Here is a 16,026-nt window from a genome sequence, read left to right on the forward strand (position 1 = left end):
TAGTTATTCTAAGAAAGGTAAAATTGACTTTTTTCATCGCCTTTTAGGTAGTAAGAATTTTCTGAGAAAAAGCTTTAACACGGTTCCAATCAGTAAATTCAATGGGTTGATTTGTTTTTGTAGGACCATTTGTCATTTTCATGATCATTTTAATAAGCATACGATCAACAAAAGAATAGGATTGATAATCTAATCTTCCGGCAAAAACATCTATTAATTTCGGTTGCCATGTTGTGGCATTAAAGAATTTAATAACATAAGGATTGGTATTATAATGACTTTTCTCTGGTTTTCTGGCTACTAAATTCACCGAGAAAAAAGCCGAATTGGTATTTTCCAACTCATTTTTATGCGTTTCAATAAATTCAGTTACTTTTTTATTGTGCTTGCCATAGCGAATACTGGCACCTATTACGAAAATGGAATATTTGGAGATTGAACTTTGAAAGTCATTAATATCGAATAATTCGGTTTTAAAACCTGCATTTTCTATATGTGTGACAATTTCTTTACAGATTTTAAGGGTTTGTCCATCTACGCTAGAATATAATATTCCCACTGTTTTTTCCATTTTTTAAGCTTTTGAAAACTTAACTTATTAGCAAAATATGTCTTTTGCCATGACTTTATTTTAAGCTTTAAATTACTGAAATTTTGCCAGATTTACACACTTAAAAGGGGTGTTTTCAGATAGCTATAATTTTTTGTAAGGTTTAGAATTTAATGCTACTTAATATATACCAAAATTGGTATGATCCAATCAAATAAGAATTAATCTGGCTATTATAGATTTGGAATTAAAACAGGTTGAAAAAATAACAAAAGCACTAGGAGATCGTAACCGACTTCTTATTTTAAAAGCCATTCGTGCTAATGATGGTAATTTAGATTGTTCTGCCATTGTAACTTCTTTAGCCTTGGCACAGCCTTCGGTTAGTCATCATATAAAAAAGCTGACCGAAGCAGATATTATTTTACCACATAAAGAAGGGCGTTTTTATTCCTATTCCATTAATGAAAAGCTGTTGGATAACTATGTGAATACACTAAAAAACCTTTAATTTTTAGTAATTAATATATTGAAATATTTAAATATATGAATAAGAAAGATATAAAATATTCGATCCTGGAACTGGCACATGTTTCTAAAGGAAATACTTATAAAGAAACATTAAACAATTCCCGTGATTTAGCCAAACTTGCCGAAGCTAAGGGATATCATCGTTTTTGGTTTGCAGAGCATCATAATATGGAGCATGTAGGTAGTAGTGCTACCTCTTTATTAATGGGCTATATTGCAGAAAATACAGAGAAAATAAGAGTAGGATCCGGAGGGATTATGCTTCCTAATCATTCACCTTTGGTGATTGCCGAGCAGTTTGGTACCCTTGCAAGATTATATCCAGATCGGGTAGATCTGGGATTAGGAAGAGCACCGGGTACAGATCCTAAAACAGCCAGAGCTATACGATCTGATTTTATGCAGGCTGCACAATCTTTTCCTTCTGAAATTGAAAAAATAGAGCGCTTTTTTGCTGCAGAAAATAGAACTTCAGATGTTAGGGCTGCTATTGCTGAAGGTACCAATGTGCCTTTGTATATTTTAGGTTCCAGCACAGATAGTGCACACTTAGCGGCTAAGAAAGGCTTACCTTATGCCTTTGCAAGTCATTTTGCAACGAATCATCTGCATAACGCATTACAGATTTATCGAGAAGAATTTACTCCTTCTGATGTTTTACAAGCCCCTTATTGTATGGCCGGAGTGAATGTGATCATTGCCGAAACCGATGAAAAAGCAAACGAATTATTTACTACTTTAATCCGAATGTTTTTAGGAATTCTAACTGGAGAAAGAGAAGGCTTAAAGCCTCCAACCCCTATGACCTCAGAACTAAGGGGGGTACTCCAGCATCCTTCGGTACAGCAAATGCTTAAATATTCTTTTGTAGGAAGTAAAGAAAGCGTAAAAATGAAAACGAAAGCATTTTTAGAGGAAACTAAAGTAGACGAGCTAATCGCAGTGTCTGCGATGTACGATGCTGAAGATCGAAAAAAATCGGTAACTGCTTTTGCTGAAGTAATGCAGGAAATCAACAAAGAAAATAAAACTTTAGAAAAACAAAATTAGCTGTAATTACTACCTTGAAATCAAATAATACTGACTGGTCTTTTAAAATTAAGACGAGTCAGTTTTTTATAGGCAAACTACAAAAATAGTATACTCCCCACTATCCATAATTATCACGATGGCTTGAGATGCTAATTAGTTTTACAGTCCATAGTTTGTGAGCTTACACCGGGTATTCTGATTTTCTTCAAAAGGAGTCTTCAAATCTTATAAGACGTTATTTATCGAAGATATATTTTATTAAGATCTTTCTTGTGGTCTCCGGTAAAATAGGTTTGCTTAAAAAATCATCTATTCCTGCCGGTTTTCCTTTGCTAATCATATCTTCCATTTTGCTGGCGCTTAAAGCAACAATAGGTGTAGGTTTACCTTGTACCAATTTTTTTATTTTTTTACTGGCTTCATAACCGCTAATTCCCGGTAATTGCAGATCCATTAAAATAAGATCAAAATTTGACGATTTCCGAAATATTTCAATGCTTTCTTCTCCAGTATCGGCAGTAATAATTTCGGCTTTTGGGTATAATTTTAAAATAATGCTCCGTATTAAAAACTGGTTTACCAGATTATCATCTACAGCCAAAATTCGTATTGGTTTCTGGAATTTCATTTCTAATACATTAGTAAATAAATATACCTAAAAATAGTTTTAGTAAACAAAATAATAAATCATCTATAAATCTAATATTTATAGATGATTGAAGTTGAATACTCCAATCTCATGATGATAAATTAGTGGGAAGAAATAGGAGTCTTTGTTATAAAAAATAATTTTATAATAAATAAGAAGCTTGCTGCGCAGAAAGTTTATGTAAAAACAAAAAAGGCTGGTAAAATACCAGCCTTAATGACAAATCTAAATTTTGAATAATCTATACTAAAAGCTTAGCTTAAAGCCTCTTTTAGTTCTTTTGCCGCTGCTGCTGGATCTTCAGCGCCGTAGATCGCTCCACCGGCTACAGCTACAACAGCACCAGATGCTTTTACTTTAGCAATGCTATTTTTGTTTACACCACCAGCGATAGACACAGGTACACCAGCTTTAGAAGCTTCGTCGATTAACACATCGATAGAATATCCCGGTTTTGCCTGCTCATCTAAACCTGCGTGTAATTCTACAAATTCTACTCCTAGTTTAGAAACTTCCTGGGCACGTTTTACACGGTCCTTAACACCAATAGTATCTACCACTACGGCGCGGTCATATTTTTTAGCCGCTTCTACAGCACCAATAATGGTGGCATCGTCTATTGATCCCAAAATGGTAATATAATCTGCTCCCGCTTTAAAAGCCATCTCGGCTTCCAGAGCACCTGCATCTGCAGTTTTAAAATCAGCAAAAACTTTTTTATCTGGAAATGCTTCCTTCATTGCAGTGATAACACTAAGTCCTTCACTCTTTATAAGCGGAGTTCCTAATTCAATGATATCAATATAAGGAGCTACTTTGGTAGCCAAAGCAATAGCATCTTCAGTTTTTAGCAAATCGATTGCTACTTGTAATCTAGTCATAATCCTCTATGTTTAATTTATATTTTTGGTTCGTAATTATTCCATGTTGGCATGCATTTTCCACAATTGCTCCGCACTGTTATCAGATTGCTTCCATAGGTATTGGATAAGCGCATCAAATAATAGTAGGAATCCCTGTTCAAAAAGACTCCCGGCGTATTGCTGAGAAATAGCATTTTTATGTTCCTGTTTTCCTGCAGCAGGAATTAAAACTGTATAATTTGAAAGTTGTGCTAATGGCGACGAATCGTTTGTGGTAAAACATACAATTTGAGCTTCATTTTTAGAGGCAGTCTCTGCCGCATTTATAATAGACTTGGTCGTACCAGATCCAGACACGGCAATGAGTAGATCATCTTTACCAATAGCCGGCGTAGTGGTTTCTCCTACAACATGTACCTGATATCCCAAATGCATTAAACGCATGGTGGCCGCTTTTACCATAAAGCCGGTCCTACCTGCCCCGATTAGAAAAATTCGATCTGCATTTTTTAAAGCTTCTTCGATAGTTTCAATGTTCTCGAAGTTTAAAGAATGATATAGGTTAACGTGCTCGTTTATAATAATATCATAGGCTTTTTGAATGCTGATTCTGGAATTGGCATTATTTCTATTTTTCATAGCTAATCGTCTTTATAATTATTCTCTATGTTTGGGAGGCACAAAATTAGAGGGCATCATTACGCAAATTTGTATACGATTTGATAGATGTGTGGTACAATTTGCTTATTGATGAAAAATGTTGGGTGAGATTAGCTAGTTTTGTGGTACTTTTTGGAAAGCAGGTGTTTTCAACTATAAAATGAAGTAGATTATGCTAAGTAATAAGGTACTATATATTCGGGATTTAATAGATTGTCCTCCTTCTTATCTTGACGACCCGGGACGTCGGGAATTTTTTGAGATTGTTTGGCTTAAAAATGAAAAGGCTTTGCATGTACCACAACATTCTTTTCAAACCTTACAGGGCGACTGGATTTATCTTATTCCGCCTTATCGAGTACATCAATTAAATAAAGCTGGAAAAAAAGGGGTATTGCTTTCTTTTAAAAGAGAGTTACTGGAAGATGATCTTAAAGAATTTTTACTGGATGTATTTAGAATGTTCAACATCCAGGGAGAATTTTCCTGTTTGCAGGTCACCGAACAAAGCTCTAAGGGCTTGAACGCTATTTATACTCTTCTTTCTGAAGAATACCAAAAAGAAGAAATGAACCTGATTATGATCAAGGCCCTATTAAAGGTCTTTTTATTGCAACTTATACAATTAAAAGAGCAGCATTTTACGCAGCATGATATTAATGAAAAACGAATTTATGAGTTTATGTTATTGTTGGAGAACTATTATCTTGAAGAACGCGATACCGGGTTTTATGCTAAACAATTGGGCTTAAGTGCCAAACGCTTAAACCAGATATTAAAGGAGAAATTAGATAAAACCGGACTTCAATTAATCCATGATCGTTTAATCCTTGAAGCCAAACGTCAAATCATTCATAGTGAAAATACCATTAAAGAAATTTCATTTAATTTAAGATTTAAGGATCGGTCTTACTTCAGTAGATTTTTTAAGCAACATACAGGAATGACACCGCAGGAATTTCAGGAGAGTGTAAAACAGCACGTCATTCAGCACGAAAATACTTTAATAAGCTAAGAAGTTCAAATTTATATATCTGGTTTATATATCTGGGTAGAGGCATTAGAGTAATAATACAATGTAAATTAATTGTTTCTTTAATATTATTGTAATGTTAAGAAGTTAGAATTCTTTATTTTTGAACCCATACTTTAAAAATGGACTATGAAGTATGGTACACCTTATTTATTAAGGCTTTTACTGCTCAATTTTGTTTTTTGTCTTTCTTCCAATAGCGGTTTTTCCCAGTCAGCGGAGGAAAGTAACAATTCAGTTTTTCAGGATTGGCGTTTTAAATACGGCGAAAAAGGATTCGAATTTAGATCTGGTGATAATAATTATTTGCTTCAGATTCAAAGCAGGTTACAGTTTAGGTTTGCCACACCAAGTGATAACGACCCTTATACGTTCAACAATTTTTCCGATAACAGCAATAATGTTTTTAAGGTAAATCGCTCTAGACTAAAAGTTGGTGGACATGCCTACAAACCCTGGTTAAAATATTATTGGGAGTATGAGCTGGGGCAATCTAATCTTTTAGATTACCGGATCATGATAGAGCGTTGGGAATGGTTAAATATAAAAGTAGGGCAGTGGAAGCTTGAATTTTCCAGGGAACGCCGTATAAGTAGTGGAGCACAACAAACCGTAGATCGTTCAATTTTAAACCGGTCTTTTACCGTAGACAGGCAGCAGGGGGTAGAGCTTTATGGAAGATTGCGAACCAAAGGCCCCCTGGACTTTAATTACTGGCTTGGTGTTTTTACCGGTAGTGGCCGTGGAGCCAGGGAGAACGACGATAAAAACCTGATGTATTTTGGCCGCATTCAATGGAATATGTTTGGAGAAAATTTAGGTTTTACAAGTAGCGATCTTGGCATTCACCAAAAACCAGCAGCAATTATCGCTCTTGCCGGAGTAACAAACAGGAGTCCCTATACCCGATTTTCATCTTCTGGTGGAGGCGTCTTGGAAGGGTTTGAAGAACAGAATCCCGGCCAATATCGTATAAATCAGGCCAATTTAGAAACTGCTTTGGTTTACAAGGGATTTAGTTGGCAATCTGAGTTGCACTGGAAAAATATTCAAGATCGGGTGAATAATCAGGAAACTAAATTAAACGGATTTTATTTTCAGGCCGGTTATTTAGCACACCAGTCCTTGGCCTGGTGGCCAGAACCTTTAGAAATTGCTGCCCGTTACGCTAATTTTACGCCAAACACACTACAGGATTATTACTTAGATGAAATAACCCTTGCTTTTAACTGGTTTTTTAAAGGGCATAGAAATAAATTGACGATGGAGGTTTCTGAATTTGATCTGGAAACAGCAGACGTTGGAATAAAAGATGAGTTTAGGTTCCGAATTCAATGGGATATTTCCATTTAGGCTTTAACAATAAACTCTCCATATGCTAAAATTGAGTATTTAGAGTGGGAATTTTTATGGAATTGTCTTTTAAAGTGGAATATTATTTTATTTTCGCCTGTCTAATTAATCTTTTAAATAAAAACAATATGAAAGAATTGGTAGAAAATATCAATGAGACATTTGAAGCTTTTAAAACTGATGCTGATGCTCAGTTAGAATCTGGGAACAAAGCAGCAGGAACACGCGCAAGAAAATCTTCTTTAGCTTTAGAGAAGCTTTTGAAAGAATTCCGTAAAGAATCTGTAGCAGCTTCTAAAAAATAAAACTAAAGCCTCTCATTTAGAGAGGCTTTTTCTTTATATACTGTTGGCGCTCATTTTAATTTTTTGGTAGTACCTACTGTAAACTTTTGATGATTTTTAGCTCTTTTATTATCTGAGTACCTATAAGTACCGCTAAAGCTATAAAAATTATGATCGAAGAAATTATAATGTATATATAGAATCCTGCTGATAATTGCTGCTTAAAAATAGGTAGTAATAGTAGGAATCCAAGTATATACGTAGCAAATAACAAAGGAGTCCATAAATAATGAATTTTTCTTCTGGATTTATAGTACTGAACCAATTGCTTGTTAAAAGCGAGCATACTTTGATAAAGTGGGAAACTTTCTTTTTTTAAACTACTGGCATATTCCATGATAATCCTAATGCACAGGCTGCCAATCATAAGTCCCAATCCCCAAAAGGCTCTTGTATTTTTGTAAGCCGAAACGTAAAAGAAAAAAGCAATTAGCAGAAGCACGGTAATGCCCAGGATAATTTTTGTAATTCTTTGTTTACGCTTTATTCCTTGCGACTTTGCTATGATTTCATCACTATTTTTAATCGGTGATGGCGCTTGATGGCTTTGCCATTGTTTTTTGATATGCTGAAAATCATTCATTTTTTACACATTTAGAAAGTTGATCTTTAATTCGGTGAATTCTAGTTCGTATTGCGGCATGATTTATCCCGGTGATTTCTGCAATTTCCTTTTGAGGCAAACCTTCCAGTTCTAATAGAATAATCGATTTATTTTCTGCAGAAAGTTTATCGATACAGCGGTACATACTGGCAAATTGCTTTTCGGTTGTGGGGTCTTCGATAGTGTCATTACCAGCAATGTCAATTTTTAATGGCTTTGTTTTTTGCTTCCGTAGTTCCTGTAAGCAGGTGTTTACGGTAATTCTATAAATCCAGGTTGAAATTGTAGCTTCTCCACGAAAATCTTTAATGTACTGCCACACTTTAATAAAAACCTCTTGCGCCAAATCTTTAGCTAAAGCTTCATTGCCATTAAGATATCCCATGCAAAGCCGTATTACTTTTGGGTAATTGGAGTAGTATATTTCCTGAAATTCCAGTTTTTTACTCATTGGTATTCAAGGCCATTTTTATTTGATCGATTAACCATACTGGCTGGTCATACATTATAAAATGCTTGGAATTTTCTGCAAAATGAAGCTTATAATCACTCAGGTTTTGGTATTGGTTTTTATAATTTATGGTGGCCACCTCTTTTCCGTAGGGAAGATTAGCCGCAAGAATATAAACGGGAACCTTAATATTAGCTAATTTTTGCCGTAAATCTAACTTCAAAAGATCGGTATAGCCATACACATAAGTCTTTCGATCGCTTCTAAGCATATCTTCCACAATCCTTTTTTGGCCTTCTGGATCAAGACTTAAGTTTATAGCCATTTGATTTGCCATTGTTTCGAAATCGGCCTCGCTCATTTCTAATAATTGTTGGTTATAAGGCGAATCATATTGTATGGATTCACTGTCATAGTTTGGAAACATCAATGCTCCCATGGCAGGTAATGCGTCGATTAAGATTAGTTTTTTATAAACGTCCTGGTCTGAAGCTAGCCATAAGCCTAAAGTCCCACCCATACTGTGGCCTAAGATGCTAATATTTTTAAGCTTCTTTTTAGTGATGTAGATTTCCACATCTTTCTTTATCGTTTCGAGCCATGCCGACTGGATAGGGGCAACATCCCCAAAACCTGCAAAGGTGAAAGCATGCACCTGGTAATCTTTAGAAAAGTTAGTAACAATCTCCTGATAAACATCTGCAGTACTACTAAAGCCTGGGAAAAGTAAAAGAGGTTCTCCCTCACCATAAACTTCGACTTTAAAGCTATTTTGACCTACAAGTTGGACAGTAGAAATCATGACTACTATGTACCATATCATTTTAAGATTTTTCATAAGAAATGAATTTAAAGTTTAGCCTTTAGATACATTTCAAACAAAATGTTACATGAGATTTAAATAAAATTGAAAAATAGAATTAATCCTTCTTCTTTAGCATATAAAAATCACGCATCAACCGGTCTTTATAACCCGATTTTTGAGGGTTTATCTGATTTAAATCGTACTGGTCTACTTTTTTAATAGAATACCCTGAAAATTCTTCTGGAGAAATAGTGTCGGTTACATTAAATAGTAGTCCAAATTCTTCTTCTTTAGGCAAAGAAAGGCTATCGTTTTTAATCAAAATGTGGATAGGTTCACCATAATCCCAAATAATCTCGGGGCCAAAAGAATTATATTCATAAACCGTAAATTGCTTGTTTTCGGCTTGCTTTTTTAATTCGGCAAAAGACTTATAATTGGGGTTGTCGATTAAAGTATCGATGAGTGGAAAACCAAAAACGATTACTGTACAAATAAAACCTACAGTAAGATAAAATATTTTAGAAAACTTGTTTTTTCTTAAATAATAAAATATCGAAATGCCTATTCCAAATAAAGCAATAGAAGTAAGAGCATACCATAAATAGTAGATTCCGTCTAAATCTAACATGAAATAAGACCCGAAGGGAAAGGCGATACCAATAATGGCAATAAGTCCGAAGTTAAAATAAACCACCCATTTTTCTTTCATTTTCAATCCCGAAAAATTACTGAAAAGATATTCGATATAAAACGAAGTGTTTAATGCCATTGGGATAAGAACGGGTAAAAGGTACCTTGATTTTTTTTCGGGAATGATGGATAAAAGAATCACTGAAAGTACTGTCCAGAGAATCGCGAATTTATATGCTTTTTTATTGCTCACCTTGTTTTTTAAATAGGGGTAAAGTAGCGCTACCAAAGATGGGATTGTCCAGATACCACTTTGAGTAAAGAAACTCCAGTAATAATAAAAGGGGCGTATATTATAACTTCCCCAATTTGCGGCTTCGTCTTTAGTGATTTCTAAAAAAGCAATGGGATCGGCTAACCTCACATATACAAACCACCACAAACCAACTACTAAACTTAGTACAAGAAAAACCACCAATGCACCCCATTTTTTCCTAAAATCCTGAAATTTATAGACGATAGCATAAGCTATTAAAAAGGGCAGGAATAATGCGTATAGCGAAACCGGTCCTTTGCTTAGAATAGAAAAGCCAAAGAAAAGTCCTGCTAGAACAGCATTACGCCACAACTTTCTCTCATCCCTAAAAAACTGGAATAGAAAGTAAATAGCCACCATCATAAAGGAATGTGTAAAGATATCCCACTGGCCGTTTCTTCCGGAAAAAATAATGTAAAATGAACTAACGGCGATAAGCGATCCTATAAAAGCCTGTTTTCTGGTGATATTTATTAATGCGGAAAATTTATATAAGGAAACGGCAAGAAGGGTAGCGGCGCAGGCTGCGGGTAGTCGTAAAGCCCATAAATGCTCTATACCGAATATTTTAGCTGAAATTGCGGTTAACCAGGTAGGTAAAGGTGGCTTTTCGTAACGCGGGATGTCATTTAATGTAGTAAGGAGCCAATGATCTAGATGTAGCATTTCTCTTGCTGAACCAAAATTTCTAGCTTCCATGATGTTTACGTAAAGAGCATCGAGGTTAAAGAAAAATATAAGGAGGCAAACACCAATGAGGGCAAGTAGGTATCTATGAAATTTAGGTTTCATTTAATTATCGTTTAGACTTTTGGCTTAAGATAATATTTCTTACGTAAACTACGCTTCCAAAAATATGGCCTGTAAATAAAACAGGATCTTTTCTAATAATAGCGTAAATTAAAATGAGACTGGCACCGATTAAACTCAAAATCCAAAATCCTAATGGGAGAATACTTTCTTTTTTTCTTTCAGAATACATCCATTGGTAGAGGAATCGCAGATTAAAAATGATCTGCGCAACTATACCTAACATCAAGAGCCATAGGGGGATATTCTCATTATTAAAGAAGCGTTGTAAGTCTAATGTGCCGTTATTATAATTATAAAGTACTACAAAAGCGGGGAAGATATAAATGAAGAGCTGTAATATGCGCTTCATTTTTTCCCATTCTCCCTGCAATTGTAAATTACGAATATAAATGTAATAGGTAATGGCCTGGCCAAACATGATCGAAAAATCATCTTTTAAGTCACCATAGATAAAAAGCAGGAAAGAGGCGATTAAGCTTAACTTCCAGAAAAGGCTGGGGGTTAAGACCCTTTTATGTTTTTCTGAAAGTATCCACTGTAACAATAGTCTTCCAGAAAAAAGAATTTGGGCCACAAAGCCTATGGTATATATATACCAAGGCATCATCCTTTTTTAGCCACGTTATAGTTGATATACTTTTTTTTCATCCATAGGTAAGCAAAGCAATCTACAAGAGGGCCTAAAAGTCGGTTCCATAAATGAAATTTTGCTTTACCGGCAATTCTGGGATAATGTCTTACAGGCACTTGTTTTACACTCCCGTTTTGTAACATGATCATTGCCGGTAAAAATCGGTGTAAGCCTTTAAACATCGGGATACGTTTTGCATAATCTGCCTTAATGATTTTTAGGGGGCAGCCGGTATCATTCATACCGTCGTGCGTAAAGCTTTTACGAATACCATTAGCGATAAGCGAGGACATATTTTTTACAAAAGAATCCTTTCGATCTGCACGCCATCCCGTCACAAGATCATATTCCCCAATATCCTGCATTAAAAGATTAAAATCTTCAGGATCGGTTTGTAGATCTGAATCGATATACCCAATTAGCGGTGTGTCAGCATAATCGAACCCAGCTTTAATTGCAGCGCTTAATCCGCAATTTTGTGCAAAAGAAATAAAATAAAATGCTTCATTACCAGCACAAATTTTTTCGATCATCGATAAACTGTTATCCGAGGAGCCATCGTTAACCAGTAGGATACAGGTGGGCTTCACAGCAATTTCCAGATAAGTTGATAACTGTTGTTCCAGCCGTTCCAGGTTTTCTTCCTCGTTATAGATAGGAACAATGATCGTAAACTGATATTCCATAATTGATAAATTGACTGCAAATGTATCTTTTAAAAGAAAAAATAAGAAGGTTCTTACAGGAAATATCGTTTTTTAATGATAATCATTGTACTTTGCCCCCGTAAATTTTCAGGGTATTGCTAATTTTAGACTTTAAATGATGAAAGTTTTGGTTACCGGTGCAGCCGGTTTTATAGGTTCTCATGCTGCCGAAGCATTAAATAAAGAAGGTTACGAAGTGGTTGGATTAGATAATTTTTCTGATTACTACGATGTTAGATTAAAAGAATTAAATACAGACAGCCTTCGTAAAAACAATATCCAAGTAAAAAAAGTAGATCTTAGAAAGCCTGAAGATTTTAAAAAACTTACCAGCGATTTCGATTTTATAATTCATTTTGCGGCACAACCTGGTATATCCTCCAGCAGTACTTTCGATCAATATTTGCAAAATAATGTTATTGCGACTCAAAATTTAATTGAGTTTGCCCATCAAAATAAGAAGCTAAAGCATTTTTTTAATATCTCTACATCTTCGGTATATGGATTGGAAGCGACCTTTCCTGAAGATGCCGCAGCACAACCCGCTTCGTTTTACGGAGTAACCAAATTAGCTGCCGAACAATTGGTATTAGCTGAATCCAGGGCGAAACGTTTAAACAGTAGTTCATTAAGATTATATTCGGTTTATGGACCAAGGGAACGACCTGAAAAGTTATATACTAAATTAATTGCATGCGCTTTTAACAATGAAAAGTTTCCTTTATTTAGCGGAAGCCAAAAGCACCTCCGAAGCTTTACTTATGTTGGGGATATTATAGAAGGATTACTTTCTGCGGTGAAAAAGCATCATGAATTAAATGGAGAGATCATTAATTTGGGTACAGAAGCTGAGTATACCACACAGGAAGGTATTGACTATGTGGAAGAACTTTTAGGGAAAAAGATTGAATTAGAGGTTAAACCAAGGCGTAAAGGAGACCAGTGGCACACTCGTGCTAATATCAATAAGGCTAAAAAAATATTGGATTACCATCCAACGACAACTTTAAAGGATGGATTGCAACGCCAAATTAACTGGTATAAAGCCAATTTTCTATAATTTAGAATACTTTTCCAAAAGCTGTTGAGCAGCGATAAAAGGAGAGGTTTTTTTATCGAAAATTGCCTGTAATTGTTCTTCAAGAGCCACTTTTATCTCAGGATTTTGATAGAAAGACTGTTTTAATTGCTCATTTATACTTTGTAGGAGCCAAAATTTGTTTTGCTGTTTTCTATTCTCTTCAAAATAGCCATTTTCTTTACTATTTTTTTCAAAAGACATGATCAGCTCCCAAACTTCAGGAATACCGGTATTATATAAAGCACTGCTAAGTAAAACCTTGGGTGTCCATCCGCTTTCTTTTGGAGGGTAAAGATGTAGCGCTCTTCTAAAATCTAATTTAGCGGTATTGGCAGCCTTTACATTTTCCCCATCAGCTTTGTTAATAACGATGGCATCGGCCATTTCCATGATTCCGCGTTTAATGCCTTGTAATTCGTCACCGGCTCCGGCTAATTTCAGCAATAAAAAGAAATCACACATACTATGTACGGTGGTTTCACTTTGGCCAACGCCTACAGTTTCAATTAAAATTACATCAAAGCCTGTAGCTTCGCAAAGCATAATACTCTCCCTTGTTTTGCGAGCAACGCCTCCTAAAGAATCCCCAGAAGGGCTGGGACGTATAAACGCCATTTCTTGTTTTACAAGGTTTTCCATTCGGGTTTTATCTCCCAGGATGCTGCCTTTAGAAATACTACTACTGGGATCTACGGCAAGAACAGCTACCTTTTTGCCTAAACTGAGTAGATACGTTCCGAAAGCTTCAATAAATGTACTTTTTCCTACGCCGGGAACTCCGGTGATACCAATTCTAATTGATTTTCCTGAAGAAGCTATAGCCCCTTCGATAATTGCTGACGCCTGTTGCTGGTGTTTTATAGTATTACTTTCAACCAGAGTGATGGCTTTTCCAAGCGCTGTTTGATTACCCTGAAGAAGACGCTTTAGAATTTCAGTATGATCCTGTTTCTTCTTCCGCAACGATTTAATTTTTTCCGCAGAAGTATTACTAACATTTGCTGAGGCAGGAATGCTATTACTTTGAGATATGGCAGATGTATTGGAAGATTTTTTCAAGATGCGTTTATTTATGACAAATTTATGAATACATTTTTTGAATGCGAATTTTGGGAATGTTATATTGAAAAGGAATAATATAAAAATTCGAAAAAATGAAAACTTTGTATTCAGCTAAGGTAACCACTGAAGGTGGTAGAAAAGGCAGAACTATTAGTGATGATGGGATATTAGACCTACAACTTTCAATGCCTAAAAGCCTTGGTGGTGAAGGTGGAGATTATACGAACCCGGAACAACTTTTTGCAGCAGGATATTCTGCTTGTTTTGGTAGCGCTTTAGAAATGGTCGCTAAAAACGCAAATGTAGATCTTGGAGATTATAATGTTACGGTGACGATCGATTTAGGACAAAATGAAGATGAGGAATTAGACCTTTCTGCCGTTTTAGATATTTATATTCCGGATATTGATGTTGAAACCGGTGAAGATTTAATTAATGAAGCTCATGAGGTTTGTCCTTATTCAAGAGCGACCAGGGATAATATCGATGTTACCTTAAATCTTCTTATAGACGAAGACTAAGATTCGATAAAAATTGTTTAATTTTTAGAAGGGGCTTCTATGGTAGGAGTCTCTTTTATTTTTATAGGAACGGCCACGCTATTACGATCCCAGGCTAAAACCATAAATACAAAGTCATTGGCTTGTTCAAAATAAATGCTGAATTGTTCTACTGTTTCCTGTAGTTTATTAGAGGGAACTTCAACAATAAGTGCATCAAATTTGGCATCACGATACACCTTGCCATTTAAATCAATCCCCCAGGGATACATTTTATTATTAAAAATAATTTCCCAGCTTTTCTTTTTTGGTATCGTCCATAAGGTATATTCTCCTTTTTGCAGTAAACTCCCATCTACCATTATATCTTTGTTGGTTTTAAAGGTCGTAGCCTCGTTGGCGCCTGTACGCCAAACAGAATCGTAGGGAACTAGATTTCCAAAAATTTCCCTTCCTTTTTTATAGGGGCGGTTATAAAAAACTTCTATGGTAAGATCATTATTGGTGTAGGATACTGTATCTTCTGGACTATATGCTTTGGTATTATAGCGAACTACAAAAAATATGACGGCAATCACCAAAAGGCTGATCCCTAAAATTTTAAGTACTAACTTAAGGCTATTATTCATAATATTATATTTGATCTAAAGGCTTTAAAGCTGATGCAGATTTTAAAGTATTAAAGTAAGGATATAATTAGTAATCTACATTTTTATTCAAAAAAAATATACTTTTTGCAACATAGTGAATTTTAACTCGTCTTTAAAGTGAACAACAACCAATCAAAAAACCATTTTGTTACAACATCAGTTAATAGAAGATTGTAAGAACAATAGCCGCAAAGCGCAGCTTAAGCTTTACAATAAATACTGTGATGGTATGTATTACGTGGCATTACGGTTTATGAACGATACTCAGGAGGCAGAAGACGCGATGCAGGAAGCTTTTATCAAGGCTTTTGCAAAACTGCATCAATTTACCGGAGAGGTTACTTTTGGTGCCTGGCTTAAAAGAATCGTTATAAACAAATGTCTGGATAAGCTTAAAGCAAAAAAGCTGGAGCAGGTTGCGATGAATGAGCAGGTTCTTGGCATCGTAGACGAGGAAGAGGACTGGAATGTCAACGACGGCATTACTGTTGAAGACATAAAGCGTGCGATTAGTGAGCTTCCGGAAAAGTATCGATATCCATTAATGCTTTTTTTAGTAGAAGGATATGATCATGAAGAAATTTCAGAAATTCTGAATATTAGCCAGGTGGCTTCCAGGACGCTGGTGCACCGCGGAAAGAAAAAATTGCAGGAGAAAATCAGGAATTTTGAAGCGGACTCAGGAGGAATGAATAGAAAAACAACATTATAAGCGAGGATGACTGTTTTACAAAGCAGAAAAATACGCCTAAAAAGAA

The 16,026-nt window shown here is 35.4% G+C and carries 20 protein-coding genes; 8 read left to right on the forward strand and 12 right to left on the reverse strand.

Features of this window, described 5'->3' with window-relative positions; all coding sequences use genetic code 11:
* Window positions 1–43: 43 nt before the first annotated feature.
* Complete coding sequence (hemG, locus tag ZPR_RS05055; RefSeq protein ID WP_013070554.1) at window positions 44–571, reverse strand: menaquinone-dependent protoporphyrinogen IX dehydrogenase; 528 nt, start codon at window positions 569–571, stop codon at window positions 44–46.
* Window positions 572–791: 220 nt separating this feature from the next.
* Here hemG and ZPR_RS05060 point away from each other — a divergent pair, with 220 nt between their 5' ends.
* Together ZPR_RS05060 and ZPR_RS05065 are read left to right on the forward strand one after the other, a co-directional pair.
* A complete protein-coding gene (locus ZPR_RS05060; RefSeq protein WP_013070555.1) occupies window positions 792–1,061 on the forward strand; it encodes an ArsR/SmtB family transcription factor in 270 nt (89 codons plus the stop codon).
* 35 nt (window positions 1,062–1,096) lie between these two features.
* The gene (locus ZPR_RS05065; protein WP_013070556.1) at window positions 1,097–2,131 is read left to right on the forward strand and encodes an LLM class flavin-dependent oxidoreductase; all 1,035 of its coding nucleotides are present in this window, start codon (window positions 1,097–1,099) and stop codon (window positions 2,129–2,131) included.
* Window positions 2,132–2,348: 217 nt separating this feature from the next.
* Here the strand turns inward: ZPR_RS05065 and ZPR_RS05070 are convergent, their stop codons facing one another.
* The 3 genes from ZPR_RS05070 to hxlB form a co-directional block, all read right to left on the reverse strand.
* Entirely contained in the window at window positions 2,349–2,741 is a 393-nt protein-coding gene (locus ZPR_RS05070) for a response regulator (RefSeq protein WP_013070557.1), read from the reverse strand.
* Between the two features lie 275 nt (window positions 2,742–3,016).
* A complete protein-coding gene (gene hxlA, locus ZPR_RS05075; RefSeq protein ID WP_013070558.1) occupies window positions 3,017–3,643 on the reverse strand; it encodes a 3-hexulose-6-phosphate synthase in 627 nt (208 codons plus the stop codon).
* Between the two features lie 36 nt (window positions 3,644–3,679).
* A complete protein-coding gene (gene hxlB / locus ZPR_RS05080; RefSeq protein WP_013070559.1) occupies window positions 3,680–4,264 on the reverse strand; it encodes a 6-phospho-3-hexuloisomerase in 585 nt (194 codons plus the stop codon).
* 193 nt (window positions 4,265–4,457) lie between these two features.
* Here hxlB and ZPR_RS05085 point away from each other — a divergent pair, with 193 nt between their 5' ends.
* From ZPR_RS05085 to ZPR_RS05095, 3 genes are all read left to right on the forward strand, one after another.
* Entirely contained in the window at window positions 4,458–5,300 is an 843-nt protein-coding gene (locus ZPR_RS05085; protein ID WP_013070561.1) for a helix-turn-helix domain-containing protein, read from the forward strand.
* Between the two features lie 147 nt (window positions 5,301–5,447).
* Window positions 5,448–6,671 carry a porin gene (locus ZPR_RS05090; RefSeq protein ID WP_013070562.1) on the forward strand — a complete coding sequence of 408 codons (1,224 nt, stop codon included), beginning with the start codon at window positions 5,448–5,450 and terminating at the stop codon, window positions 6,669–6,671.
* Window positions 6,672–6,799: 128 nt separating this feature from the next.
* Window positions 6,800–6,976, forward strand: a complete 177-nt coding sequence (locus tag ZPR_RS05095; protein ID WP_041579656.1) for a histone H1 — start codon at window positions 6,800–6,802, stop codon at window positions 6,974–6,976.
* Between the two features lie 73 nt (window positions 6,977–7,049).
* Here the strand turns inward: ZPR_RS05095 and ZPR_RS05100 are convergent, their stop codons facing one another.
* The 6 genes from ZPR_RS05100 to ZPR_RS05125 form a co-directional block, all read right to left on the reverse strand.
* Window positions 7,050–7,598, reverse strand: coding sequence for a hypothetical protein (locus tag ZPR_RS05100; RefSeq protein WP_013070564.1), 549 nt, complete (start codon window positions 7,596–7,598; stop codon window positions 7,050–7,052).
* Window positions 7,591–8,070 (reverse strand): RNA polymerase sigma factor, encoded by a 480-nt coding sequence (locus ZPR_RS05105; RefSeq protein WP_013070565.1) that lies wholly within the window; start codon window positions 8,068–8,070, stop codon window positions 7,591–7,593. Before ZPR_RS05105 ends, ZPR_RS05100 begins: the two co-directional genes overlap by 8 nt.
* Window positions 8,063–8,908: an alpha/beta fold hydrolase gene (locus tag ZPR_RS05110; protein WP_041578698.1), complete on the reverse strand. Its 846-nt coding sequence runs from the start codon at window positions 8,906–8,908 to the stop codon at window positions 8,063–8,065. Before ZPR_RS05110 ends, ZPR_RS05105 begins: the two co-directional genes overlap by 8 nt.
* Window positions 8,909–8,990: 82 nt before the next feature.
* Complete coding sequence (locus tag ZPR_RS05115; RefSeq protein WP_041578699.1) at window positions 8,991–10,616, reverse strand: ArnT family glycosyltransferase; 1,626 nt, start codon at window positions 10,614–10,616, stop codon at window positions 8,991–8,993.
* Window positions 10,617–10,620: 4 nt separating this feature from the next.
* Entirely contained in the window at window positions 10,621–11,244 is a 624-nt protein-coding gene (locus ZPR_RS05120) for a lipid-A-disaccharide synthase N-terminal domain-containing protein (RefSeq protein WP_013070568.1), read from the reverse strand.
* A complete protein-coding gene (locus tag ZPR_RS05125) occupies window positions 11,241–11,954 on the reverse strand; it encodes a glycosyltransferase (protein WP_013070569.1) in 714 nt (237 codons plus the stop codon). The genes ZPR_RS05120 and ZPR_RS05125 overlap by 4 nt, the downstream gene beginning before the upstream one ends.
* A 139-nt stretch (window positions 11,955–12,093) precedes the next feature.
* Between ZPR_RS05125 and ZPR_RS05130 the strand changes: the two genes are divergently transcribed.
* Entirely contained in the window at window positions 12,094–13,035 is a 942-nt protein-coding gene (locus ZPR_RS05130) for an NAD-dependent epimerase/dehydratase family protein (protein WP_041579661.1), read from the forward strand.
* Here ZPR_RS05130 and meaB read toward each other — a convergent pair.
* Window positions 13,030–14,115: a methylmalonyl Co-A mutase-associated GTPase MeaB gene (gene meaB / locus ZPR_RS05135; RefSeq protein ID WP_013070571.1), complete on the reverse strand. Its 1,086-nt coding sequence runs from the start codon at window positions 14,113–14,115 to the stop codon at window positions 13,030–13,032. The genes ZPR_RS05130 and meaB overlap by 6 nt on opposite strands.
* A 95-nt stretch (window positions 14,116–14,210) precedes the next feature.
* On the opposite strand from meaB, the gene ZPR_RS05140 reads away from it, so the two are divergent.
* Entirely contained in the window at window positions 14,211–14,639 is a 429-nt protein-coding gene (locus ZPR_RS05140; RefSeq protein WP_013070572.1) for an organic hydroperoxide resistance protein, read from the forward strand.
* Window positions 14,640–14,656: 17 nt separating this feature from the next.
* Here the strand turns inward: ZPR_RS05140 and ZPR_RS05145 are convergent, their stop codons facing one another.
* Window positions 14,657–15,247 (reverse strand): DUF2911 domain-containing protein, encoded by a 591-nt coding sequence (locus ZPR_RS05145; protein ID WP_013070573.1) that lies wholly within the window; start codon window positions 15,245–15,247, stop codon window positions 14,657–14,659.
* Between the two features lie 166 nt (window positions 15,248–15,413).
* On the opposite strand from ZPR_RS05145, the gene ZPR_RS05150 reads away from it, so the two are divergent.
* Window positions 15,414–15,980, forward strand: a complete 567-nt coding sequence (locus ZPR_RS05150) for an RNA polymerase sigma factor (protein WP_041578700.1) — start codon at window positions 15,414–15,416, stop codon at window positions 15,978–15,980.
* The last annotated feature ends 46 nt before the right edge of the window (window positions 15,981–16,026 follow it).

The sequence above is a fragment of the Zunongwangia profunda SM-A87 genome, assembly GCF_000023465.1.
In the GTDB taxonomy this organism is placed as follows: Bacteria; Bacteroidota; Bacteroidia; order Flavobacteriales; family Flavobacteriaceae; genus Zunongwangia; species Zunongwangia profunda.

What these genes read in the sequence shown, in the direction of transcription:
- hemG (WP_013070554.1), bottom strand. Translation starts at nt 571, where the DNA reads ATGGAAAAAACAGTGGGAATATTATATTCTAGCGTAGATGGACAAACC.
- ZPR_RS05065 (WP_013070556.1), top strand. Translation starts at nt 1,097, where the DNA reads ATGAATAAGAAAGATATAAAATATTCGATCCTGGAACTGGCACATGTT.
- ZPR_RS05070 (WP_013070557.1), bottom strand. Translation starts at nt 2,741, where the DNA reads ATGAAATTCCAGAAACCAATACGAATTTTGGCTGTAGATGATAATCTG.
- hxlA (WP_013070558.1), bottom strand. Translation starts at nt 3,643, where the DNA reads ATGACTAGATTACAAGTAGCAATCGATTTGCTAAAAACTGAAGATGCT.
- hxlB (WP_013070559.1), bottom strand. Translation starts at nt 4,264, where the DNA reads ATGAAAAATAGAAATAATGCCAATTCCAGAATCAGCATTCAAAAAGCC.
- ZPR_RS05085 (WP_013070561.1), top strand. Translation starts at nt 4,458, where the DNA reads ATGCTAAGTAATAAGGTACTATATATTCGGGATTTAATAGATTGTCCT.
- ZPR_RS05090 (WP_013070562.1), top strand. Translation starts at nt 5,448, where the DNA reads ATGAAGTATGGTACACCTTATTTATTAAGGCTTTTACTGCTCAATTTT.
- ZPR_RS05095 (WP_041579656.1), top strand. Translation starts at nt 6,800, where the DNA reads ATGAAAGAATTGGTAGAAAATATCAATGAGACATTTGAAGCTTTTAAA.
- ZPR_RS05100 (WP_013070564.1), bottom strand. Translation starts at nt 7,598, where the DNA reads ATGAATGATTTTCAGCATATCAAAAAACAATGGCAAAGCCATCAAGCG.
- ZPR_RS05105 (WP_013070565.1), bottom strand. Translation starts at nt 8,070, where the DNA reads ATGAGTAAAAAACTGGAATTTCAGGAAATATACTACTCCAATTACCCA.
- ZPR_RS05110 (WP_041578698.1), bottom strand. Translation starts at nt 8,908, where the DNA reads ATGAAAAATCTTAAAATGATATGGTACATAGTAGTCATGATTTCTACT.
- ZPR_RS05115 (WP_041578699.1), bottom strand. Translation starts at nt 10,616, where the DNA reads ATGAAACCTAAATTTCATAGATACCTACTTGCCCTCATTGGTGTTTGC.
- ZPR_RS05120 (WP_013070568.1), bottom strand. Translation starts at nt 11,244, where the DNA reads ATGATGCCTTGGTATATATATACCATAGGCTTTGTGGCCCAAATTCTT.
- ZPR_RS05125 (WP_013070569.1), bottom strand. Translation starts at nt 11,954, where the DNA reads ATGGAATATCAGTTTACGATCATTGTTCCTATCTATAACGAGGAAGAA.
- ZPR_RS05130 (WP_041579661.1), top strand. Translation starts at nt 12,094, where the DNA reads ATGAAAGTTTTGGTTACCGGTGCAGCCGGTTTTATAGGTTCTCATGCT.
- ZPR_RS05140 (WP_013070572.1), top strand. Translation starts at nt 14,211, where the DNA reads ATGAAAACTTTGTATTCAGCTAAGGTAACCACTGAAGGTGGTAGAAAA.
- ZPR_RS05145 (WP_013070573.1), bottom strand. Translation starts at nt 15,247, where the DNA reads ATGAATAATAGCCTTAAGTTAGTACTTAAAATTTTAGGGATCAGCCTT.